The sequence below is a fragment of the Streptomyces sp. NPDC005566 genome (genome assembly GCF_040605575.1).
Lineage (GTDB): Bacteria > Actinomycetota > Actinomycetes > Streptomycetales > Streptomycetaceae > Streptomyces.
Genome location: NZ_JBEXDB010000014.1, coordinates 101963 through 125403, shown reverse-complemented (window position 1 = coordinate 125403; position 23441 = coordinate 101963). Strand labels below are relative to the sequence as shown.

14 protein-coding genes are annotated in these 23441 nt (G+C 69.6%); 6 read left to right on the top strand and 8 right to left on the bottom strand.

Annotation, left to right across the window (positions count from 1 at the left end):
- Positions 1-3: 3 nt before the first annotated feature.
- From ABZS61_RS22645 to glgP, 3 genes are all read right to left on the bottom strand, one after another.
- Positions 4-1227 carry an alginate lyase family protein gene (locus ABZS61_RS22645; RefSeq protein ID WP_356424013.1) on the bottom strand — a complete coding sequence of 408 codons (1224 nt, stop codon included), beginning with the start codon at positions 1225-1227 and terminating at the stop codon, positions 4-6.
- Positions 1228-1467: 240 nt separating this feature from the next.
- Entirely contained in the window at positions 1468-3258 is a 1791-nt protein-coding gene (locus ABZS61_RS22640; protein WP_356424010.1) for a SpoIIE family protein phosphatase, read from the bottom strand.
- 251 nt (positions 3259-3509) lie between these two features.
- Positions 3510-6200 (bottom strand): alpha-glucan family phosphorylase, encoded by a 2691-nt coding sequence (gene glgP / locus ABZS61_RS22635; RefSeq protein ID WP_356424008.1) that lies wholly within the window; start codon positions 6198-6200, stop codon positions 3510-3512.
- Between the two features lie 711 nt (positions 6201-6911).
- Here glgP and ABZS61_RS22630 point away from each other — a divergent pair.
- The 4 genes from ABZS61_RS22630 to glgB all read left to right on the top strand — a co-directional run bounded on the left by ABZS61_RS22630 (position 6912) and on the right by glgB (position 14929).
- Entirely contained in the window at positions 6912-9032 is a 2121-nt protein-coding gene (locus ABZS61_RS22630; RefSeq protein WP_356424005.1) for an alpha-1,4-glucan--maltose-1-phosphate maltosyltransferase, read from the top strand.
- Positions 9029-10735 carry a maltose alpha-D-glucosyltransferase gene (gene treS / locus ABZS61_RS22625; RefSeq protein WP_329207214.1) on the top strand — a complete coding sequence of 569 codons (1707 nt, stop codon included), beginning with the start codon at positions 9029-9031 and terminating at the stop codon, positions 10733-10735. Before ABZS61_RS22630 ends, treS begins: the two co-directional genes overlap by 4 nt.
- Positions 10736-10983: 248 nt before the next feature.
- Positions 10984-12423, top strand: a complete 1440-nt coding sequence (locus ABZS61_RS22620) for a maltokinase (RefSeq protein ID WP_356424001.1) — start codon at positions 10984-10986, stop codon at positions 12421-12423.
- Between the two features lie 49 nt (positions 12424-12472).
- A complete protein-coding gene (gene glgB / locus ABZS61_RS22615; RefSeq protein ID WP_356423999.1) occupies positions 12473-14929 on the top strand; it encodes a 1,4-alpha-glucan branching enzyme in 2457 nt (818 codons plus the stop codon).
- Positions 14930-15019: 90 nt separating this feature from the next.
- Here glgB and ABZS61_RS22610 read toward each other — a convergent pair whose 3' ends face one another.
- The 4 genes from ABZS61_RS22610 to ABZS61_RS22595 are packed head-to-tail and all read right to left on the bottom strand — an operon-like array spanning position 15020 to position 19854.
- A complete protein-coding gene (locus ABZS61_RS22610; RefSeq protein ID WP_356423996.1) occupies positions 15020-16195 on the bottom strand; it encodes a Gfo/Idh/MocA family oxidoreductase in 1176 nt (391 codons plus the stop codon).
- Between the two features lie 39 nt (positions 16196-16234).
- Positions 16235-17875: a hypothetical protein gene (locus tag ABZS61_RS22605; RefSeq protein WP_356423993.1), complete on the bottom strand. Its 1641-nt coding sequence runs from the start codon at positions 17873-17875 to the stop codon at positions 16235-16237.
- Between the two features lie 48 nt (positions 17876-17923).
- Complete coding sequence (locus tag ABZS61_RS22600) at positions 17924-18883, bottom strand: carbohydrate ABC transporter permease (RefSeq protein ID WP_356423990.1); 960 nt, start codon at positions 18881-18883, stop codon at positions 17924-17926.
- On the bottom strand, positions 18880-19854 hold the full coding sequence (locus ABZS61_RS22595) for an ABC transporter permease subunit (protein WP_356424327.1): 975 nt from the start codon (positions 19852-19854) through the stop codon (positions 18880-18882). Before ABZS61_RS22595 ends, ABZS61_RS22600 begins: the two co-directional genes overlap by 4 nt.
- Positions 19855-20288: 434 nt before the next feature.
- Between ABZS61_RS22595 and ABZS61_RS22590 the strand changes: the two genes are divergently transcribed.
- Positions 20289-21521, top strand: coding sequence for a ricin-type beta-trefoil lectin domain protein (locus ABZS61_RS22590; RefSeq protein ID WP_356423986.1), 1233 nt, complete (start codon positions 20289-20291; stop codon positions 21519-21521).
- Positions 21522-21566: 45 nt separating this feature from the next.
- Here ABZS61_RS22590 and ABZS61_RS22585 read toward each other — a convergent pair whose 3' ends face one another.
- Positions 21567-22367, bottom strand: coding sequence for a DeoR/GlpR family DNA-binding transcription regulator (locus ABZS61_RS22585; protein WP_356423983.1), 801 nt, complete (start codon positions 22365-22367; stop codon positions 21567-21569).
- 186 nt (positions 22368-22553) lie between these two features.
- On the opposite strand from ABZS61_RS22585, the gene ABZS61_RS22580 reads away from it, so the two are divergent.
- Positions 22554-23438, top strand: coding sequence for an SIS domain-containing protein (locus ABZS61_RS22580; protein WP_356423980.1), 885 nt, complete (start codon positions 22554-22556; stop codon positions 23436-23438).
- The last annotated feature ends 3 nt before the right edge of the window (positions 23439-23441 follow it).

The following is a 23441-nucleotide window of genomic DNA, read 5'->3' as shown; positions in this document are numbered from 1 at the left end:
GTCTCAGTTGGGGTTGCCGGCGTGGGTCAGGGTCTCCCAGGCCACGAACAGGTTGTTCGACGCGGCGGGCCGCTGCCGCTCGGTGAGGGTCTGGGTGTTCGACATCGCATAACCCATGCGGTTATGCAGGGCGTTGAACCCGACCTCCGTGACGGGGCCCAGGCTGTCCTTGAGCGAGCCGCCGCACAGCGAGGACGGAACCGCCGTGCCCAGCTGGTACTTGGCGTGCAGGCCGAGCGCGTGACGCAGCCGGTCGGCGATCTCGGGGTAGAGGTCCTGGCCCTGGATGCGGCTGGTCTCGGCGATGTGGGAGATGGCGGAGAGCCCGTAGCCGGTGTGGGTGAGGTCGCGGCAGGTCTCCTGGGAGAGGCCGTCCATGAAGGTCGACTGTCCCTGCCAGTACCTGATGATCTCGTCCCGCGTGTCGAGACCGCTGCCGGGCGCGGCCTTCGGCAGGGAGCCGTCGGAGGTCACGTAGATGTACGCGGGGACGCGACCGCGGAATTTCGTCACGGCCTTGTCGTACGCGGCGCGGTCCTCGAGGAAGACCGCGATGCCGATGGCGGCCTCGGTCATCGACAGTTCCCAGTTGCCGTTGCTGTGCGAGCCGTTGGTGACCTCGGGCAGGTACACGGTGCGCAGCATCGTGCCGAAGCGTCCGGAGTTCGGCCAGCTGCTGTAGGTGTACTTGATGATCTCGGCGGCCCGCGGCCAGGTGGAGCCGGCCCAGCCGGTCTGCAACGGTGCGTTGCTGTTGGTGTGGTCCGTGATCACGTTCGACCAGGCGTCCATGATCTGGATCGCCTTCTGGGCGTAGCGGCTGTCCTGGCCGATGTACCAGGCCAGCGAGAGGGTGTACGCGGCGATCGCGTCCTCACGCTCGTCCGTGCAGCCGTAGTTGGGGTTGGAGTACGAGCCGCACTCCACGACGGAACGGGGCTTGGCGGTCCGGGTGAGCGAGGCGTACGTGCCGGCCAGCATCTGGTCGTACGCCCCCTTCCAGGGCTGGGCGCCCGCCTGGACCTTCGCGCGGACGAAGTCGAGCTGGGGGCGGCTCACCAGGACGCCGGGGTGGGTGAAGGCGGCCGGCGCGGCCGCTTGCACGGCCCGGTCGGGGGCTGCCCCGGCGGGCCGGCCGGCCATGGCGGGGGCCGTGAAGGCCGTGGTGATCAGTGCGGCCAGGGCGGCGGCGGTGCCGATGACGCGAGCGATGGTGCCGGTACGCATGTGGGGGTGCCTTCCGGTGGGAGGTGATCCACGATTCGGTTCATGTAGGTGAACGATGAGCCGAGTTGTGAATCTGCGATGAGTGAGGAACGTAAAGCCATCACATGGACACGTCAAGACATCGCGTTCAGGAAACGAACGACGCGGGACGTCGCAGGACGACGTGGTGCGGCACCGGCACAGGGCTGAACAGCGCAGGGCCGCAGGCCGGAGGAGAGGAGCGCCGGGAGAGCGGACTGCCTAACGGGGAAGGTTCTGCTCCGCCCAGACGACCTTGCCGGTCGCCGTCCGGCACGAACCCCACCTGCGGCACAGCAGGTTGATGAGCTGCAGCCCGCGGCCGCCCTCGTCGCTCACATCGGCGTGCTGGATCTGCGGCAGGTCGGGACCCGTGTCCGAGACCTCCACCCGGAGCCGGTCGTCGCACAGCAGCCGCAGCTTGCCGGGGCCGCCGCCGTACCGCAGGGCATTGCCGACCAGCTCGCTGACGACCAGTTCGGTGACGTCCGCGAGCTCGTCGAGGCTCCACAGCGCAAGCTGCTCGGTGACGAGCTTCCGGGCGGTGGAGGCGGGGTTGCCGTCGGTGGGGAGGTCCCACACCTGCAGCCTGACGTCATCGGACAGCTCGTGCCCCCCGGCGACCAGCAGCACCGCCTCGTCGAAGCGGCCGTCGGCCGCCCGCAACGAGGTGAGCAGGCTGCCGTCGTCGAGCTGTTCGGGCGCCATCGCGGCGACCGTGGCACGCAACCCCTCCAGCTGGGTGTCCACGTCGTCCACGCGCGTCTTGATCAAGCCGTCGGTGTAGAGCACCAGCCGGCCGCCCGCCGGCCCGCGCAGCCGCAGCGGGTCGTACGGGATGACCCCGGCGCCCAGCGGCGCGCCGACCGGCACGTCAAGGAAGCGGGGCACACCGTCCGGGCCGACCAGGAGCGGTGGCGGATGGCCCGCGCTCGCGATGGTGTAGCTGGAGTCCGCGGGGTCGTAGACCGCGCACAGACAAGTGGCGACCTGGTCGTCCTCGAGGTCGCGCGTGGCCAGATCCAGCCGGGCGAGTACCCGGTCGGGCTCGATGTCCAGCGTCATGAGCGTACGGGCGACGGTGCGCAGCCGACCCATCGTGACCGCCGCGGGCAGACCGTGCCCGGTCACGTCGCCGACGACCAGCGCGGTGCGCCCGCTGGGCAGCGCCACCACGTCGTACCAGTCGCCGCCCACACCGTGTGCGTCGAAGGCGGGCGCGTACTGCGCGTGCACCTTCAGCCCGGGGGTGTGCGGCGTGGCGCGCGGGAGCAGGCTGCGCTGGAGCGAGAGGACGTGCTCGCGCTCGCGGCCGTAGAGCCGGGCGTTGTCCATGAAGACCGCGGCCATGGCGGCGAGCTGTCCCGCCAGTTCCACGTCGGCCCGGTTGAAGGGCGGGCTGTCACCGGCACGTACGAAGTCGGCGGATCCGAGCAGTACACCGCGGGCGATCAGCGGCACCGCCATGTAGCTGTGGACTCCCTGGCGCCGCATCGCCACCGCGGCACTGGCCGTCGGCGCGACGCGCTGGTAGTCCTCGTCGGTCATCCGGCTGACCAGAACCGACTGGCGGTTGCGCAGGCAGTGGAGGGTCAGCAGCGTCTCGCGGTACTGCCGGCGGTCGACCACCTCGCCGACCGGGGAGGGTTCAAGACCTGACAGCGTCTCGACGGCCCTGACCGCCATGGCCCGGGTGACCGGCACCCCCGCGCCGGTGACGCGTTCGCCCTCCTCGCCCAGGAGCACGGACTCCAGGAGGTCGACGGCCGCCCCGTCGGCCAGCCGGGGGACGCTGAATTCGGCCAGCTCCTGCGCCGTCCGTTCCAGGTCGAGTGAGGTGCCGATGCGGGTGCTCGCCGCATGGAGCCAGCGCAGCCGTGCAGCTGTGGTGAAACGGTCGCCCCGCAGGGCGCCGACCGTGCTCGCGGGGCGGACGTGCAGCCTCCGGGAGGCGATGCCCTGCGCGGCCAGTCGACGGCTGAGGCGTCTCGCTCGGCTTTCGCCGCCGTTCACCGTGCTGACCTCCAGTCGCGTCCTGGGACGCCTTGATGTCTCGACGGTGACTCCGGAGCCAGTCCAGCATCTGCCGACGCTGTCATGTTAGCCAGATCACGGTGATTGCACCCCTGCCGGTGCCACGGCCATCTACCCGGCGGACCAGGGGCCGAGGACCGCCGCAGCCGGAACCGGAGCCCGGGCCGCGGGCCGCGGGAACGGCAGGGCCCGGCACCGCACGGGTGCCGGGCCACGAATATGACGTGCCGTCAACGGAGCAGGACGCCGCCCCCGTCCTCACCCGTCGCCGCGTTCGGTACCGCGACCAGTCCGAGCTCCGCACCCGAGGCGAGCAGGGGGTGCGAGGGCAGTACGCGCACGGTGTAGCCGTACGGACCCGTACGGTCGAGCGCGAGCGGGCCCTCGTACAGCCAGCGGTCCTCCAGGTCGTGACCGCCCGCAGGCTTCAGCGGGAACGTCTGGGCCTCCGCGATCGCGTCGCCCGAGTCGACCCGCCCGGCGACCACCTGCACCTCCACGTCGTCCGGCTCGAGGCCACCCAGTGCGATCCGGACCCGGAGCGCCAGGGTCGACCCCAGCTCCGCGGAGCCGCCGACGACGGTGTCGGCCGAGGCCTCCACATGGTCGACGGCCACCTGCGGCCAGGCCGCGTGGATCCTGGACTTCCAGTCGGCGAGCTGCCGGGCCGCCGCGGGATCCAGTGCCCTGCGTGCCTGGGCGGCCGGGGCGTACAGCCGCTCCACGTACTCACGAACCATGCGTCCCGCGAGAACCTTGGGCCCCAGAGTGACCAGGGTGCGCCGGACCATCTCGATCCACCGCTCGGGCAGGTCCTCATCGTTGCGGTCGTAGAAGCGCGGGGCGACCCGCTCCTCGATCAGCGAGTAGAGGGCGTTGGCCTCCAGCTCGTCGCGCCGCTCCTCGTTCGTGGCGGAACCGTCGGCGGTGGGGATCGCCCACCCGAAGTCCGGTTCGAACCACTCGTCCCACCAGCCGTCGCGCACGGAGAGGTTGAGGCAGCCGTTGAGCGCCGCCTTCATCCCGCTGGTGCCGCACGCCTCCAGCGGGCGCAGCGGGTTGTTGAGCCAGACGTCACAGCCCGGGTAGAGCTTCTGCGCCATGCCCATGCCGTAGTCCGGCAGGAAGACGATGCGGTGGCGCACCCGCGGGTCGTCCGAGAACCGCACCAGCTCCTGGACCAGCCGCTTCCCGCCGTCGTCCGCGGGGTGCGCCTTGCCCGCGACGACGATCTGGATCGGGTGCGTCGGGTGGAGCAGCAGCTCCCGCAGCCGGTCGCGGTCGTGCAGCATGAGCGTGAGGCGCTTGTACGAAGGCACCCGGCGGGCGAAGCCGATGGTCAGCACGTCCGGATCGAGCACGTCGTCGATCCAGCCCAGCTCGGCCGTGCCCGCACCGCGCCTGCGCCAGGAGGCGTAGAGGCGTTTGCGCACCTCGGTCACGAGCTGCTCACGCAGCCCGCGGCGCAGGTCCCAGATCTCCCGGTCCGGGACGTTGGTCACGGCGTCCCAGCGTCTGGGAGTCCCGGCCCGGCCGCCCTCGGCGCTGCCGACGCCTGCCGTCTCGCCGACCTCGGCGCCCGCCAGCGCGTTCTCCGCGCGTTCGGTGCCGAACTTCTTCGCGCCGAGGCGGAGAACCTCGGGCGCGACCCACGTCGGCGCGTGAACTCCGTTGGTCACCGAGGTGATCGGCACCTCGGCCGGGTCGAATCCCGGCCAGAGCCCGGAGAACATCTCCCGGCTGACAGCCCCGTGGAGGGTGGAGACGCCGTTGGCCCGCTGGGCGAGCCGCAGCCCCATCACCGCCATGTTGAACAGGCCCGGCTCGCCGCCGGTGTAGGTCTCCATGCCGAGCCGGAGAATCCGGTCCACGCCGACGCCCGGCAGTTCACCGTCGTCACCGAAGTGCCGGGCGACCAGCTGGTGTTCGAAGCGGTCTATCCCGGCGGGCACCGGGGTGTGCGTGGTGAAGACCGTGCCGGCCCGCACCACTTCCAGGGCGGGGTCGAAGTCGAGGCCCGTCTCGGAGAGCTCACGGATCCGTTCGAGGCCGAGGAATCCGGCGTGCCCCTCGTTGGTGTGGAACACCTCGGGGGCGGCGTGCCCGGTCAGCCGGCAGTAGGTCCGCACGGCGCGCACCCCGCCGATGCCGAGCAGCATCTCCTGGAGGAGGCGGTGGTCGCTGCCGCCGCCGTACAGCCGGTCGGTGACATCGCGCTCGCCCGGCGCGTTCTCCTCCACGTCGGAGTCGAGCAGCAGCAGGGGGACGCGGCCGACCTGGGCCTGCCAGATCGAGGCGTACAGGGAGCGCCCACCGGGAAGGGCGAGCACCACCCGGCTGGGGGCGCCGTCCGCCTCCCGTACGAGGGTGAGCGGCAGTTCGTTGGGGTCGAGGACGGGATAGTGCTCCTGCTGCCAGCCGTCACGGGACAGGCTCTGGCGGAAGTAGCCGTGCCGGTAGAGCAGCCCGACTCCGATGAGCGGGACGCCCAGGTCGCTGGCGGCCTTGAGATGGTCCCCGGCCAGGATGCCGAGACCGCCCGAGTACTGGGGCAGAGCCGCGGTGACCCCGAACTCGGGTGAGAAGTAGGCGATGGCGGCGGGGAGCTCCGCGCCCTGGGAGAGCTGGTTCTGATACCACCTCGGACCGGCGAGGTACTCCCGGAGGTCCTCGGACACCTCGGTGAGCCGCCGCAGGAACTGCTGGTCCCCGGCCAGCTCGGCGAGGCGTCCGGCGGACACGGCACCCAGCAGGCGCACGGGGTCGGCGTCCGCGGGCCGCCAGCCCTCCGGGTCGGCGGCCTGGAACAGGTTCTGAGTCTCGGTGTGCCAGGACCAGCGCAGGTTGCGGGCGAGGTCGCTGAGCGGTTGCAGGGGTTCGGGGAGGACGGGACGCACGGTGAATCGACGAATGGCCTTCACGTATCCCACCTTTACAGGGGACGTACGGATCCGAGGGGACGCACCACGGTGTGCGTCCTCTCCGTCACCCTCGACGGTAGCGGCGCGCCGCCGTACGCAACCACGGCGCGCGACCGGCTCAGTGGGTCCGGCGCCGATCGGCACGACCGCCCCCGGCCCGGCTGTTGCACCGTGTGCGCCCTCCTCCGAGCCCTCGGGAGCCACACCTGTCCCGCGGGCCCCGGGCATCTCATCGGCCCCGGTGGGCGCATGGGCCAGATGCGCACACATCCGTCACGGGCGATATGGCTGATTTCCCCTCGTCGCGCGACCTTGTGGCGCTTCGCACCACAAGGAAGGCTGCGGTGGTGCGTCCACGCGCCGGCCGGGGACCGGCGCGCGGCGCACAGCGCGTGCACCGAGTGCACCCAGGAGTTAACACGCCGTCGGGTTGGCCGCCCGAAAACGGTGGGAAGGCTTCCCCCGTACTCAGCCCGACCACGGCTCGCGCTGCACATCCCAGGTGCCCCGATCCGAGCACGAACCCCCCGCGCACCTGCCATTCGAGTGCCATTCGAGTGAACGCGGACAGGAGCGGCCATGCACACAGCCCGCCAGCCGACAACTGAGCAGCTACAAAGGACGCAACCCCACCATCGCGGCGCGCGCGGTCAGCCCTCCACGCCCACGCCGCGGTCCGCGCATGCCGAGCTCCAGCCCCCAGGTGATTTCATGATCGGTCGCATTCCCGTCCTGGACGTCCGTCCTCTCGTCGACTGCGGCAGACGGCCGGCCAAAGCCGTCGCAGGTGAGACCTTCCAGGTCAGCGCCACCGTCTTCCGAGAAGGCCATGACGCGGTGGCCGCCAACGTCGTCCTCGCCGATCCGAGCGGACGGCCCGGCCCCTGGACGCCGATGCGCGAGCTCGCTCCGGGCACGGACCGATGGGGTGCCGATGTCACCCCGCCCGCCGAGGGCCACTGGACCTACACCGTCGAGGCGTGGAGCGATCCGGTCACCACCTGGCGTGGGAACGCGCAGATCAAGATTCCCGCCGGCATCGACACCGAGCTGGTCCTCGCGGAGGGGGCCGAGCTGTACGAACGGGCCGCCTCCGGCGTACCGAAGCGGGACGGGCGCGAAGCGGTGCTGGCCGCCGTCGATGCCCTGCGCGACACGAAGCGGCCGTCGGCATCCCGGCTCGCCGCCGCGCTGGCCCCCGAGGTGAACGAGGCGCTCGGCCGTCATCCCCTGCGTGAGCTGGTCACCGCCTCCCGTCCGATGCCCCTGACCGTGGAGCGCAGGCGCGCCCTGTACGGCTCCTGGTACGAGCTGTTCCCACGGTCCGAGGGCGCGAGGCCGGAGCCGGCCGCCCCCGCGAAGCCCGCACGCAAACCACGTGCCACGAAGGCCTCCAAGGCCGCCGCAGGCTCTCCCGCCTCCGCGACCTCTGCGGCTGCGAAGAAGCGCGCGGCAGTGACGGCGGAGTTGCCCCCGCAGCCTCTCCGGATCGTCAGCGGCACCTTCCGTACCGCCGCAGAGCGGCTTCCGGCCGTCGCCGCCATGGGGTTCGACGTCGTCTACCTCCCCCCGATCCACCCCATCGGCACCTCTCACCGCAAGGGCCCCAACAACAGCCTCTCCCCCGGAGCCGACGACCCGGGCGTGCCCTGGGCCATCGGTTCGGCCGAGGGCGGCCACGACGCCGTGCACCCCGAACTCGGCACACTCGACGACTTCGACCACTTCGTCGAGACGGCCCGCACCCTGCGGATGGAGATCGCGCTGGACTTCGCGCTCCAGTGCTCCCCCGACCACCCCTGGGTGACGGAACACCCCGAGTGGTTCCACCACCGGCCCGACGGGTCCATCGCCTACGCCGAGAACCCGCCGAAGAAGTACCAGGACATCTATCCGATCGCCTTCGACACGGACCTGCGCGGCATCGTCGCGGAGACCGTGCGCATCCTGCGCTTCTGGATGGACCACGGCGTCCGGATCTTCCGCGTGGACAACCCGCACACCAAGCCGGTGATCTTCTGGGAGAAGGTGATCGCCGACATCAACCGCACCGACCCCGACGTGATCTTCCTGGCCGAGGCCTTCACCCGCCCCGCGATGATGCGCACGCTGGCCGCGGTGGGCTTCCAGCAGTCGTACACGTACTTCACCTGGCGTAACAGCAAGCAGGAACTCACCGAGTACGTCCAGGAGCTTTCGGGCGAAAGTTCCTCGTACATGCGGCCCAACTTCTTCGTGAACACCCCCGACATTCTTCCCGGTTACCTCCAGGACGGCGGCCGTCCGGCCTTCGAGGCGAGGGCCGTGCTCGCCGCGACGCTGTCCCCCTCCTGGGGCGTGTACGCGGGCTTCGAGCTGTGCGAGAACACTCCGGTGCATCCCGGGAGCGAGGAGTACCAGGATTCGGAGAAGTACCAACTCAAGGTCAGGGACTGGGAGTCGGCGGAACGTGAGGGCCGCTCGCTGGCACCCCTGATCACTTCCCTCAACCGGATCCGGCGTCGCCACCCGGCGCTCCAGCAACTGCGCGACGTGCACTTCCACTCCGTCGACAACGAGGCGCTGATCGCCTACAGCAAGCGCTGCGGTTCGAACATCGTTCTCACGGTCGTCAACCTCGACCCTCACCACACCCAGGAGGCCACGGTCTCGTTGGACATGCAGCGTCTCGGCCTCGACCGGCACGAGAGCGTGCCGGTGCGCGACGAGCTCACCGGCGCCACCTATCACTGGGGCAGGACTTTCTATGTGCGTCTGGAACCGGGTGTGACACCCGCGCACGTCGTCGTTCTGCGACCGTCCCCGCCGACCGGAGGGTCACCCACGCCATGATCGTCAATGAGCCTGTCCACGACCTGTTCGAGGACACTCCCGCCAAGGACCGCGATCCCGACTGGTTCAAACGCGCCGTCTTCTACGAGGTACTCGTCCGGTCCTTCCAGGACTCCAACGGCGACGGCGTCGGCGACCTGAAAGGTCTCACCGCCAAGCTGGACTACCTGCAGTGGCTCGGTGTCGACTGCCTCTGGCTGCCGCCGTTCTTCAAGTCACCGCTGCGCGACGGCGGTTACGACGTCTCCGACTACACCGCCGTGCTGCCGGAGTTCGGCGACCTCGCCGACTTCGTGGAATTCGTCGACGCCTCGCACCAGCGAGGCATGCGCGTGATCATCGACTTCGTCATGAACCACACGAGCGACCAGCACGACTGGTTCCAGCAGTCCCGCACGGACCCGGACGGACCGTACGGCGACTACTACGTCTGGGCCGACGACGACAAGCAGTTCCCCGACGCCCGGATCATCTTCGTCGACACCGAGACGTCCAACTGGACCTTCGACCCCGTGCGCAAGCAGTACTACTGGCACCGGTTCTTCTCGCACCAGCCCGATCTCAACTACGAGAACCCGGCCGTGCAGGAAGAGATCATCTCGGCTCTCCGCTTCTGGCTGGACCTCGGCATCGACGGCTTCCGCGTCGACGCGGTGCCGTACCTCTACCAGCGCGAGGGCACCAACTGCGAGAACCTCCCCGAGACCCACGGCTTCCTCAAGCGGGTCCGCAAGGAGATCGACGCCAACTACCCGGACACGGTGCTGCTGGCCGAGGCAAACCAGTGGCCCGAGGACGTCGTCGACTACTTCGGCGACTTCCCGGCCGGCGGCGACGAGTGCCACATGGCGTTCCACTTCCCGGTCATGCCCCGGATCTTCATGGCCGTACGGCGCGAGAGCCGCTACCCGGTCTCGGAAATCCTGGCGAAGACCCCGGCGATCCCGTCCGGCTGCCAGTGGGGCATCTTCCTGCGCAACCACGACGAGCTCACGCTCGAGATGGTCACGGACGAAGAGCGCGACTACATGTACGCGGAGTACGCCAAGGATCCGCGGATGCGGGCCAACATCGGCATCCGCCGCCGCCTCGCTCCCCTCCTGGACAACGACCGCAACCAGATCGAGCTGTTCACGGCGCTGCTCCTGTCCCTGCCCGGCTCCCCGATCCTCTACTACGGGGACGAGATCGGCATGGGCGACAACATCTGGCTGGGCGACCGCGACGCCGTACGCACCCCGATGCAGTGGACGCCCGACCGCAACGCCGGCTTCTCCTCGAGCGACCCGGGGCGGCTCTACCTCCCCACGATCATGGACCCGGTCTACGGCTACCAGGTCACCAACGTCGAGGCGGCGATGGCCTCGCCCTCGTCGCTGCTGCACTGGACGCGGCGGATGATCGAGATCCGCAAGCAGAATCCGGCCTTCGGCCTCGGCTCGTACAGCGAACTGCCGTCGTCCAATCCCGCCGTGCTCGCGTTCACCCGCGAGTACAAGGACGATCTCGTGCTGTGCGTCCACAACTTCTCGCGGTTCGCGCAGCCCACGGAGCTCGATCTGCGGGCGTTCAACGGGCGTCATCCGGTGGAGCTGATCGGCGGGGTGCGCTTCCCGGCCGTCGGTCAGTGGCCCTACCTGCTGACACTCGCGGGGCACGGTTTCTACTGGTTCCGGCTGCGGAAGGAAGCTCCGGTCGGCTGACCGGCGCTGACGGACAGTTGACGGCGTCTCACTTTCCGGCGCCACCCGCGGGGCGGTTTCCGCCGCCCCGCACGGGGCACTCTCCCCACATATCGAGCTCTTCAGGGCTCCTGGAGCCCTTCGGGCCCTTATGTCGAGTCCGTACGGACTTTCCTCACCCGACACGTCCCGCACAGCCGGACAGCCATTGCCGCAATCCGGGACACTCTTCGCATCCTGTGGTGTGCCCGGGGAAAGGACGCGATGCCATGTCGGAGGCTGCATCCACTCGAGTCGCCCTGGCCAAGAGCACAGCGAGAATCGCAAAGAGAAGAACGAACACACGGACGACGGCGCTCCTCCCGTCGCTCACTCCCCTGCTCCACGAATGGCTCCCCCGGCAGCGGTGGTTCGCGGGCAAGGGACGGCCGGTCACCGGCTTCTCCCTCGTGGCGGCGACCGAGATACTGCCTCTGGACACCGCCGGTGCGGGCCCCGGACTGCTGCATCTGCTCGTCCGGGCCCATCAGCCGGACACGGCCGCCCAGGCGCACGGCGACTGCTACCAGCTCCTGCTCGGCGTACGCACCGCCCTGCCCACACGGCTGGCCGCGGCCCGGATCGGCCAGGTCACGGACGGCCCGCTGGCCGGCCGCACCCTGTACGAGGGGCTGCACGACCCGCGCGTCGCCGATCTTCTCCTGGAGCGGCTCCGTCGCCCCGGGACCCTCGGCCCGCTCCGCTTCGACCGGGCGGCGCCGATCCCCTCGGGGCTCGCTCCCCGTTTCCTGGACACCGAGCAGTCCAATTCCTCGCTCGTCTACGGAGACGCCTACATCCTGAAGATCTTCCGCCGGGTCTTCCCCGGTGCGAACCCTGATCTGGAGCTGCCGCTCGCGCTCAGCCGTGAGGGCTGCGGGCGGGTGCCGGCGCCGGTCGCCTGGTTCGAGGCGTCGACGGCCGACACGGCCACCGGGGAGCCGCTGACTCTCGGGGTGCTGCAGCCGTTCCTGCGCGGTGCGCAGGACGGCTGGCAGCTCGCCCTCGCGTCGCTCGGCGCGGGGTGCGACTTCGTGCCCGAGGCGCATGCGCTCGGCCGGGCCACGGCGGAGGTGCACACGGCGCTCGCCGCCGCTCTGCCGACGCCCGCTCTCGCCCACGCGCAGACCAGGCACCTGGTGGCCGGGATGGTCGAGCGGCTGGAGGCCGCCGCGCAGGCGGTCCCGGCACTCGTGCCCTACGTACCGGGTCTGCGTACGGCCTTCGACGCCGTCACCGCGCTGGGGCACACGGGCCGCAGCTGGGCCGCGCAGCGGGTCCACGGTGATCTGCATCTGGGCCAGACGCTGCGCGGACCCGACGGTTTCTGGTCACTGATCGACTTCGAGGGGGAGCCCGCCAAGCCACTGCCGGAGCGCCGCAGCCCGCAGCCCCCGGTGCGTGACGTCGCGGGCATGCTCCGCTCCTTCGACTACGCGGCCCGCTCGCACCGGCCGTGGAATCCGGAGTGGGCGGCCCGCTGCCGCGCCGCGTACTGCGAGGGCTACGCACGGGGAGCGGGAACCGATCCGCGCAGCGAGCCCGAACTGCTGCGCGCCCATGAGACCGACAAGGCGGTGTACGAGGTGCTGTACGAGGCCCGGCACCGCCCCGACTGGCTGCCGGTCCCGATGGCCGCCATCCAGCGCCTGGCCACGACGACCGCGTGAGCCCGGCACCCGCATCCCTCCCCTCCTCACCTCCTAGGAGGCAGTCCCTGTGACCGCCCGCAAGCCGTCCCGCAAGTCGTCCGAGCCCATCGAGGTCCCGGCCGCTCCCCAGCCGGTCACCACCGAGATCACCACCCCTCAGCCGGTCACGGCCGACATCAAGGCCCCGGCCACCGCACCGGTCGAGCCCGCCTCCGCAGCCCCCTCCGAGCCCGCAGCCCCCGCCAAGCGCACCCGGGCCAAGCGGCCGGCGTCAGCCGCCAAAGCGCCCAAGGCCGACGCCGCCACGGCCGCCCCGCCCCGCCCCCGGCGCGGCGGCGGCAGCAAGGGCGCCCTTCCGGCGACGGCCCTGGACGACGGGGACCGGGCCCGGCTGCTCGCCGGTGAGCACCACGCCCCGCACGACCTGCTCGGCGCGCACCGGACCCGCGGCGGGGTGGTGTTCCGTGCACTGCGTCCGTTCGCACGCTCCGTGTCCGTCCTGGCAGGGGATCTGCGGGCGGAACTGCAGAGTGACGGCGACGGCTTCTTCTCGGGCGTGCTCCCTGCACCGGCCGCCCCGGAGTACCGGCTGCTGGTCGCGTACGAGGACAACGAGATCGAGGTGGAGGACCCGTACCGTTTCCTGCCCTCGCTCGGCGAGCTCGATCTGCATCTGATCGGCGAGGGCCGTCACGAGGAGCTGTGGCGGGCGCTCGGTGCGCAGCCGATGGAGCACCAGGGCGTCGCGGGCACGCGCTTCACCGTCTGGGCGCCGAACGCGCGCGGGGTCCGCGTCACGGGTGACTTCAACTTCTGGGACGGCACCGGCTTCCCGATGCGTTCGCTGGGCTCGACCGGCGTATGGGAGCTGTTCGTCCCTGCGGTCGGCGAGGGAACCCAGTACAAGTTCGACATCTGCCGACCGGACGGTTCGCACACCCAGCGCTCCGACCCGATGGCCCGGTACGCGGAGGTGCCGCCGGCGAACGCCTCGGTGGTCACCGCCTCGCACCACGAGTGGCAGGACGGCGACTGGATGGCGCACCGCGGCGACCGCCCGGTGCACGAGGCCCCGTTCTCCGTCTACGAGATCCATCTGCCGTCCTGGCGGCCCGGCCTGAGTTACCGTCAGCTCGCGTCACAGCTGCCCGCGTACGTGAAGGACCTCGGCTTCACCCACGTCGAGCTGATGCCGGTCTCGGAGCACCCCTTCGGCGGCTCCTGGGGCTACCAGGTCACCGGCTTCTACGCGCCGACGTCCCGGATGGGAACTCCGGACGACTTCCGCTTCCTGGTCGACGCATTGCACGCGGCGGGCATCGGCGTCCTCATGGACTGGGTTCCCGCGCACTTCCCGCGCGACGACTGGGCTCTCGCCGAATTTGACGGCCGCCCGCTGTACGAGCACTCCGACCCGAACAGGGCGGCGCACCCCGACTGGGGCACCCTGGAGTTCGACTACGGCCGCAAGGAGGTCCGCAACTTCCTGGTCGCCAACGCCACGTACTGGTGCGAGGAGTTCCACATCGACGGCCTGCGGGTCGATGCCGTCGCCTCCATGCTGTACCTCGACTACTCCCGCGAGGACGGCCAGTGGTCGCCGAACGAGCACGGGGGCCGGGAGAACCTGGATGCGGTCGCCTTCCTCAAGGAGATGAACGCGACCGTCTACCGGCGCAACCCCGGTGTCGTCACGATGGCGGAGGAGTCCACGGCCTGGGACGGCGTCACCCGCGCCACGGAACACGGCGGCCTGGGCTTCGGCCTCAAGTGGAACATGGGCTGGATGCACGACTCCCTCGTGTACATGTCCAAGGAGCCCATCCACCGCAAGTATCACCACAACGAGATGACCTTCTCGATGGTGTACGCGTACAGCGAGAACTACGTGCTGCCGATCTCGCACGACGAGGTGGTGCACGGCAAGCAGGCCCTGGTCAGCAAGATGCCCGGCGACTGGTGGCAGCGGCGCGCCAACCACCGCGCCTACCTCGGCTACATGTGGGCCCACCCCGGCAAGCAACTCCTGTTCATGGGGCAGGAGTTCGCGCAGGGTGCGGAATGGTCCGAAGGCCACGGCCCGGACTGGTGGCTGCTCGACGAGACGTACGAGGCCTCCGGCGATCACCGCGGCGTACGCACCCTGGTCACGGACCTGAACGCGGTGTACGGGGCGCTGCCGGCGCTGTGGCAGCGTGACACGGACCCGGAGGGCTTCTCCTGGATCGACGGCGGCGCGGCGGAGGACAACGCGTTCGCGTTCCTGCGCTACGACGCGGACGGCTCGCCCCTGCTCGCGGTCTCCCACTTCTCCCCGGTGGTGCGGCACGACTACCGGCTGGGCGTACCGGGAGGCCCGGAGGCCTGGGTGGAGATCCTGAACACGGACGCGGCCCGGTACGGCGGCAGCGACGTGCGCAACGAGGACCCGCTGAAGCCGGAGGCGGTGCCGGCCCACGGCAGGGAGACGAGCGTGACGCTGACGCTGCCACCGCTTGCGACGGTGTGGTTCCGGCCCGCCTGAGCGCCGGAACCGTGAGGGGGTGGGGCCGCAACGACGGCCCCACCCCCTCACTCCCCGTTCCCGCCCCTTCGTCGGATTCCGGCCGGGCTCCTACCGGCGAACCTGACCACGCTCGAAGTAGGCGATCAGCTCGGGGTCGAGAGCCGGCACGTCGAACGGGGTGCCGCCCTCGCGCAGCGAGCGGGTCGCGAGCACGCCGGCGGCGACGCTCATCCGGGCGGCGACCGGCGAGGTGTCGGTGACGCCGCCGTCGCGGACGAACCGGCAGAACTCCTCCATGATCCGGCTGTCCCCGCCGCCGTGCGAGCCGTCGGCCTCCGGCACCCGGTAGGTGATGTCGGCCTCGGCGCGGTAGCCGCTGGGGCCGGTGTTCCAGACCTTGACCTCGTCACCCGGGCTGTCGCCGAAGTTCTCCAGCCGCCCCTCGGTGCCGATGACGGTGTAGTTGCGCCAGTAGTCCGGGGTGAAGTGGCACTGCTGGTAGGCGGCCACGACGCCGTTGTCGAGCTGCATGTTCATCACCGAGACGTCCTCGACGTCCACGATGTGGTGCAGGTCCTTGCGGGCCGTCGGCGGCCAGTCGAACTCCCGTAGCCAGTTGTCCGGCCGCGGGGTGTCCGCCTCCCGGCGCGGCAGGCCGCCGTAGACGAGGAGGTCGCCCAGCGCGTTGACGCGCCGGGTGTAGCCGCCCGCCAGCCAGTGCAGGACGTCGATGTCGTGCGCGGCCTTCTGCAGGAGCAGACCGGTGGTGCGGGTCCGGTCGGCGTGCCAGTCCTTGAAGTAGTAGTCACCGCCGTAGCCGACGAAGTGCCGCACCCAGACGGCCTTCGGCTCACCGATGTCACCGCGGGCGATGATGTCGCGCATCAGCCGCACGACGCCCATGTGCCGCATGTTGTGGCCGACGTACAGCCGCGACCCCGTCTCGTACGCGGCGCGCAGGACGTTGTCGCAGCTCTCGACGGTGATCCCGAGCGGCTTCTCGACGAAGACCGCCTTGCCGGCCCGGAGGGCATCGATGGCGATGACCTCATGGGTGTCGTCCGGGGTGGCGATGATGATCGCGTCGAGGTCGTCCCGGCCGAGGAGCAGCTTGTAGTCCTCGAGTGCGACATCGGCGTCGAAGCGCTCGGCCTCGCGTCGGCGCACCTCGGGGTCGAGGTCGCAGACGGCGGTGATCGCGGAACCCTGGCCGGGGTGGTGGGCGGACATCGCGATGGAACGGCGCAGGCCGAGCCCGATGACGCCGAGTCGCAGGTCTGACACGGGAGTCCCTTCTGTATGTACGGGTCGTGCGGGCAGTGACTACTTACCGGCGAGCGAGGCCTCGAACTCGGCGCGCATCGTGTCGCCGCCGCCCGAGCGCCACTTCCGCAGCTCCTCCTTGAAGGCGGAGAGCGGCTTGCGGCCCGCGATGATGTCCTTCTGGCAGTCACTCATGGCGGTGGAGAGCGAGGCGCCCTTGCTGGTGGACGTGTCGGAGAAGTGGCCGCTCGTCGGATTCGACTGGCTGATCTTGAGGAGCTCCTGCTGCCAGCCGTAGATCCTCCCGGCCAGCTCCGACTTGCCCGGCAGGTAGATGTACTCCGGGCCCGCGGCGAGGAAGGCCAGCGGCATGGCCGTGGTCACCGCCTCGGAGTTCCCCCTGGCCGTGAGCTCGACGTCGCCCTTCGCCGTACGGTTGAAGTGCTTGCCCTCGATGCCGTTGTCGAGGAAGAGCCGCTCCTCGGTACCGAAGGGGGCGGCCAGGTAGTCCATGACGCCCAGCAGCATCCTCACGCGCTTCGCGTCGGCCTTCTTGTTGATGGCGGTGTAGCCCACCGAGCCGTAGCCCATGGTGTACCGCGGCTCCGCGCCGGCCTTGGCGGCGAACGGCACGATGACGCCGAGCGGGAAGTCGTACGTCTTGGCGTCCACCAGGAAGCTGGGGAAGGACTGCACGTAGGCGCCGAGGGTGCCCTGCGCCATCTTCTCCATGGTGGTGCTGAGGTTGGGGTCCGGCCAGAAGAGACCGGCCTTGGCCACCTTGACGCCGAATGCCAGGGCCTCCTGGTACTCCTCCGTCTCGTACTGGTGCGTCAGCTTGCCGCCTTCGAGCCGCCAGGCGGCGGGTGCGCCGAACCACTGGCCGAACATGCCGATGTGGTTCACGTACGCCGGCTCCAGGACGTACTTGTTGCGCTTGGCGTCCAGGAGCTCCTTGCCCTTGGCGAGGAAGTCCTCGGCGCTGCTGAACTCGGCACCGCCGACCGGCTTCCAGAAGCCCTCGTTGACGACGTAGACCTGGCCCATGGAACCGTAGGCCACGGTGACGCCGCGGATCTTGCCGTTGACCACGGCGGTCTTCCACGCGGTGGTCGGCAGGTTCGCCAGGTTCGGGTAGTCCTTGACGGCGTCGCCCGAAAGGTACGGGGTGAGGTCGTGGAACTTGGCGTCCAGCAGCTCCGGCACGCGCTGGATGCCCTGGTTCGGGGGGAACCAGACCAGATCGGGTATGTCACCGCCGGCCATCATGGCGTTGAACTTGGTGAGGTACGCGTCGACGCCCTGGTCCACGACGATCGTCATGTCGAACTGCGCGCCGAGGCGCTTGTTCAGTTCCTGCCAGTAGGCGTTCTTGGCCTGCGGCGGGGCGGGGGTGGTGAAGGTCTCGGTGAGGGCCGTGATGCGGCCGCCGTCACCGGGTGCCTCGGCCACCGACCTGGTGAGGGCCTTGGGGTACCGCAGATAGGTGGCGTCCAGTCCCGCGGCGTTGCCCGCCAGGTCCGCGGGGGCGGTCTGCGCGGCCACGTACGTCGGCAGCTTGAGCTTGGACGACGCCTTGGCACCGCCCTTGTTGACCGTGGTGCCGCTGCCGCATGCGCTCAGGGTCGACAGGCCGGCCACGGTCAGGCCGGCGATCCCCGCGGCGCCCATGAAACCGCGCCGGGACAAGTTGGTGGACATGGAGGCTCCTTGAAGCAAGAGAGGTGCGGGGGCTGCCGGGTGGGCTGATCAGCCCTTGATCGCCCCGGTGAGGACGCCCTTGACGAAGAACTTCTGGAGGAAGGGGTAGACGCAGAAGATGGGCACGATGGCGATGATCAGCACGGCCATCTGCAGGGACGTCGCGGGCGGCACCGCATGGACGCCCATGGCCTGGGCGTTGATGCTCTGCCCGTTGAGCACGTAGCTGCGCAGGATCACCTGGATGGGGAACTTGCTCGCGTCGTTGAGGTAGAGCACCGCGTTGAAGAAGCTGTTCCAGTACCCGACCGCGTAGAACAGGCCGACCACCGCGAGGACCGCCTTGGACAACGGGAGGACGATCCGGAAGAGGACGGTGACCTCACCGGCGCCGTCGATCCGCGCCGCGTCGTACAGCTCCTCGGGAATGCTCTGGAAGAAGGAGCGGACGACCACGATGTTGAACGCGTTGAGCAGTACGGGGAGGATCAGCGCGGCGTAGGTGTCCAGCAGCCTGAACTGCTGGACCGCCAGGTACGTCGGGATGATGCCGGGCGCGAAGAGGAACGTGCCGAGCACCAGCAGGAGGATCGGCTTGCTGAGGACCGTTCCGGGGCGCGAGGTGCCGTACGCGATCATCACCGTGCACGCGAGGCTCAGCGCGGTACCGACCAGCGTGACGAAGATGGAGACCACGGCGGCCTGGGTGACGACGCCGCCGGAGAGGACGACCCGGTACGCCTCCAGCGTCGGGTTGTGCGGCAGCAGTACGTATCCGCCGTTGGCGTTCAGCTCCTCGCGGCCTGCCAGGCTGGTGCCGATGGCGAGGACGAACGGGTAGAGCACGATCACGGTGAGGACGGCCAGGGCCGCCGCCTTCGCGCCCTGCCCGTACCAGTGGGGGCGTTCCATCCATGGCGGCCTGCCCTGGGAGGCGCGGCCGCGCGGACGGCCACGGGAACCGGACCGCGCGGCGCGCAGTCGGGTCACGACGGACTGCTGACTCATCGGTACACTCCCTGCTCGCCGAAGCGATGGGCCAGCTTGTTGGCGGAGAGGATGAGGGCGAACCCGATGACGCCCTTCATCAGACCGGCGGCGGTGCTCATGCCCCAGCTGCCGTCGATGACGCCGTGGAAGTAGACGTAGGTGTCCATGACCTCGGAGGCGTCCGCGCCGACGGCGTCACGCTGCAGGATGATCTGCTCGAAGCCGACCGAGAGGATGTCGCCGAGCCGCAGGATCAGCAGCATCAGGATCACCGGCCGGATGCCCGGCAGGGTGATGTGCCAGATCCTGCGGAGCCAGCCGGCGCCGTCCATCGCGGCGGACTCGTACTGGCCCATGTCGATGGAGGCGATGGCCGCCAGGAAGATGATCGTGCCCCAGCCGCAGTCCTTCCAGATGGCCTGGGCGGTGATCAGCAGTTTGAAGGTGCCCGGGTCCGTCATCACGTTGCCGATGCTGACCCCGTGCTCCATCAGGAGCGTGGTGACGGAACCCGCGCCACCGAGCACCTGCTTGAACATGGCGACGACGACGACCCAGGACAGGAAGTGCGGGAGGTACACGACGGTCTGGATGAACCGCTTGATCTTCTCGCTGATCAGCGAGTTGAGCAGCAGCGCCAGGGCGATCGGTGCGGGGAAGTACAGCAGCAGCTGGATGGCGGTGATCTGCAGCGTGTTGGACACCGCGCTCCAGAACTCCGGTTCGGCCAGCAGCGCGGTGAAGTTCGCGAGGCCGACGAACGGGCTCTGCTTGAAGCCGAGAAACGGCTGGTAGTCCTGGAAGGCGATGACGTTACCCGCGAGCGGCAGGTAGAAGAACAGCACAAAGTACAGAACAGCCGGCAGGCAGAGCATCAGAAGCGCCCTGTCCCGTTTCAGCCGGTATCTGAGCGGCTTCCGCAGTCGGGTTTCCTTGCGCTTCTTCCCGGCGGGCCGGTCCGCGTCGTCCGGGTCGCGGGGCTGCGGCACGGGCGACCGCACGGCTGTGACCGGCGCATCTGCCATCGTCACAGGCACCTCCAGGGCTGATGGAGCGAGGGATTGTCCCGCGATCGCGGATGCGGTGCCCACCGGTGACGGTGCGGCTGCGGCTCCCTCGCGGCGACATCGACATAGTTCACGACAGCGCACCTCCATGGCAAGAGTTGTTCATTTCACAGAGATAACGAACACCTACAGACATTCAAAAGTTTGGCAGATGGTCCCATTCGTCCACCCGTAGGACCGGAGCCAGGCGGGTCAGATGCATGGACAGGCCGCGAATGGGACACGGAATCGCCTCGAAGAAGGCGTCGACTGTCTTGCCACGCCGCTCATCGCGGGCCCAGGATGCCACCCGATGCTCGAACTTGCACCAGTAGGCATGTTTTCCAACATCATCAAGCAGAGATGGGTGAGCCCGCATGAGCTCCCGTACGCCCACGTTCAGCGTCGGTCGAATAGTCCGCATCGCAGGAAGCGCCCTCACGGCACTGGCACTCGCAGCCGGTGTCGGAATGTCCACGGCGAGCACGGCACACGCCGATGAGGACGGCGTCGGGGCCACTCCCGGCACGTACACCCACTACGACTTCCCCGCCGGGACTCCGGACCTGTCCTCCGTGACATGGAGAACCACGGTCACCGCCGACCCGGGCTTCACCTCGCACACCTTCTGGTCGCACCAGTTCGGCTTCAACCAGGGAAACGGCGGTTACATCGGCATGCAGGACAACGGGGGCGAGGAACAGATGTTCCTCTTCTCCGTCTGGGACGTGAACCAGGCCAGGCCGGGCAGCAGCGGCAGCTGGTGCCAGGACTTCGGCGGTGAGGGAACCGGCTACAGCTGCCGGATGAACGTCCCGTGGACGGCCGGCCACACCTACACGTTCGACGTGACCTCGGAGGGCGGCGGGTGGTTCGGCGCCACCGTGAAGGACACCACCGCCCACACCTCGTTCGAGCTGGGCAGCATCCTGACTCCGGCGACCGGGATCAGTACGGCCGGCATGGTCGACTGGGTCGAGTACTACGAGTGGAGCATGCCCCGCTCCACCTGCGTGCAGCAGCCCTACAGTGCGGCCACGTTCGGCCTGCCCAAGGCCACCACCCTGAACAACGCCCAGGTCACCGCCACGGCCACCCGACCCGAGAACAACGGGAACTGCGCGAACGTCACCAGCACGGTCGGTCCCGACGGTGGCACTCAGGTGCTGGGCATCGGCAACTCCGCCCGGGGCGCCGTGACCAACCGTGCGGGCAACTGCCTCGATGTGGAGGGCGTGGACTTCGCCCAGCTCGAATGGGCTTCGGACGCCGACCTGGCCGCCGCGGAGAACCGGGCCGCCGTCGTCGAGACCTGCCACCGGCGTACCGACCAGGGCTGGGTGCACGGCGCCGACCGCACGCTGCGCCTGGTGAACAACTTCTGCCTGACCGCCGTGCCCGCTCAGCCCGGCACCGTCGTCCCGGTGACGATCACGACCTGCGCGGGCACGCCCGGACCGCTGACGACCTGGACGTACGGCGCACACGGCTCGATCGTGAACGATGCGACCGGCACGTGCCTGTACGTGCCGACCGGGACCGGGCACCGCGTGGAGCTGCGCGCCTGCACCGGGCAGGCGGACCAGGAGTGGACCGCGCCCCGCAGCTGATCCTTTCGGAGAACGACCTCCCCGCCGGACGGGCCGGTGTCACCGTCACACAGCGATGACGGTGACACCGACCTCGGCGAAGCGGGCCCTCGCCTCGGGGGTGATACCGGTGTCGGTGACCAGGAAGTCCACCTGCCCGAGATCGCAGACCCTGGCGAAGGCCCGCTTGCCGATCTTCGAGGAGTCGGCCGCCACCACCACCCGCTGGGCCTGCTGGGCGAGCAGCCGGTTGATGCTGGCCTCGCCCTCGTGGTGGACGTACGTGCCTCGTTCGGTGTCGATCGCGTTGACGCCCAGCACGGCGACGTCGAGGGTGATCTCACCCAGCACGCCACTGGCCAGCGGGCCCGTCAGCTCGAACGACTGCGGCCGGGCCACGCCTCCGGTCACCACGATCTTTATCTGCGGCCGGATCACCAGCTCGTTGGCGATGTTGAGGGCGTTGGTGACGATCGTCAGGGTCGGCTGGCCGGCCACCCCTGCCGCGCCGTCACCCACGAGGTCGGAGCGCACCGCGAGCGAACGGGCCACCTCCGTGATGGTGGTACCGCCGGTCAGCCCCACCACCTCACCCACCGCGACCAGTTCGGCGACGGCACGGCCGATGGCCTGCTTCTCCGGAGCGTGGCGCCCCGTCTTGTAGCGCAGTGCCAGCTCGTAACTGACGCCGTGCGCGACCGCGCCGCCCCGGGTGCGGGTGAGCAGGTGCTGCTCGGCGAGCTGGTCCAGATCGCGGCGGATGGTCGCGGCCGAGACATCCAGTGTCCTGGCGGCGTCCTCGACATCCACCCGGCCGTTCTTACCGACGAGTTCCAGCAGTTCGTTCCACCGGGCATCCCTGGACAAGAGAATTCTCCTTACGGGTCCGGGATGCGGAGCACTCATCCTCTCGAGCGCGGTCACCGGACACGCGCAAGCGTCGCACAAGACTCTGACGAGTCAAGCCATCTGCAACAAGCATGCTCTATAATGCTTGCAGACTGTAATTAACACACGTAAGCGAGCATCTAAAAACCAGTTTGGAGTGCATAAGTGTCATTTGTCGAGATCGAGACAGCCAGCCAGCCGGACTGCTGGCGTCGCGCCGCCGGCCTGGCACCGAGCCAGTCGGCAGCCCTGCCCGCCACCGGGGAACGCATCGCCGTCGTCGGCTGCGGGACGTCGTACTACATGGCGCAGGCCTACGCCGCACTCCGCGAGGAATCCGGGCAGGGCGAGTCCGACGCGTTCGCCGCCTCGGAGTTCCCCTTCGGCCGCACCTACGCCCGCGTCGTCGCGCTCACCCGCTCGGGCACCACGACCGAGGTGCTGAACCTGCTGGGCCGGCTCCGCGGCGTCACCCGTACCGTCGCGATCACGGCCGACCCGACCACTCCGGTGATGACCTCGGCCGACGAGGTCATCGTGCTCGACTTCGCCGACGAACAGTCCGTGGTGCAGACCCGGTTCGCCACCACCGCGTTCACGCTGCTCCGCGCCCACCTCGGCCTGCACACCGACGACGTGGTGCGCGACGCGGAGACGGCACTCGCCGAGCCGCTGCCCGAAGGGCTCCTGGACTGCACCCAGTTCACCTTCCTCGGCCGGGGCTGGACGGCCGGTCTCGCCAACGAGGCCGCGCTCAAGATGAAGGAGGCGTCGCTGTCCTGGACGGAGTCGTACCCCGCGATGGAGTATCGCCACGGCCCGATCAGCATCTCCACCACCGGCACCGCCACCTGGATGTTCGGCGCCGCGCCGGAAGGGCTCGACAGCCAGGTGCTGTCGACCGGGGCCCGCTGGGTCCGGAGCGGCCTGGACCCGCTGGCCGAGCTGGTCCGCGTACAGCGCCTGGCGATCGCCCGCGCCGAGGCCGCCGGCATCGACCCCGACAGCCCCCGCCACCTGAGCCGTGCAGTGATCCTCGCGGACGCCTGACCG

Bases quoted from the DNA above. Each gene is read 5' to 3' on its own strand.
- ABZS61_RS22645 (WP_356424013.1), bottom strand. From the start codon at position 1,227: ATGCGTACCGGCACCATCGCTCGCGTCATCGGCACCGCCGCCGCCCTG.
- ABZS61_RS22630 (WP_356424005.1), top strand. From the start codon at position 6,912: ATGATCGGTCGCATTCCCGTCCTGGACGTCCGTCCTCTCGTCGACTGC.
- treS (WP_329207214.1), top strand. From the start codon at position 9,029: ATGATCGTCAATGAGCCTGTCCACGACCTGTTCGAGGACACTCCCGCC.
- ABZS61_RS22620 (WP_356424001.1), top strand. From the start codon at position 10,984: ATGTCGGAGGCTGCATCCACTCGAGTCGCCCTGGCCAAGAGCACAGCG.
- ABZS61_RS22605 (WP_356423993.1), bottom strand. From the start codon at position 17,875: ATGTCCACCAACTTGTCCCGGCGCGGTTTCATGGGCGCCGCGGGGATC.
- ABZS61_RS22600 (WP_356423990.1), bottom strand. From the start codon at position 18,883: ATGAGTCAGCAGTCCGTCGTGACCCGACTGCGCGCCGCGCGGTCCGGT.
- ABZS61_RS22590 (WP_356423986.1), top strand. From the start codon at position 20,289: ATGAGCTCCCGTACGCCCACGTTCAGCGTCGGTCGAATAGTCCGCATC.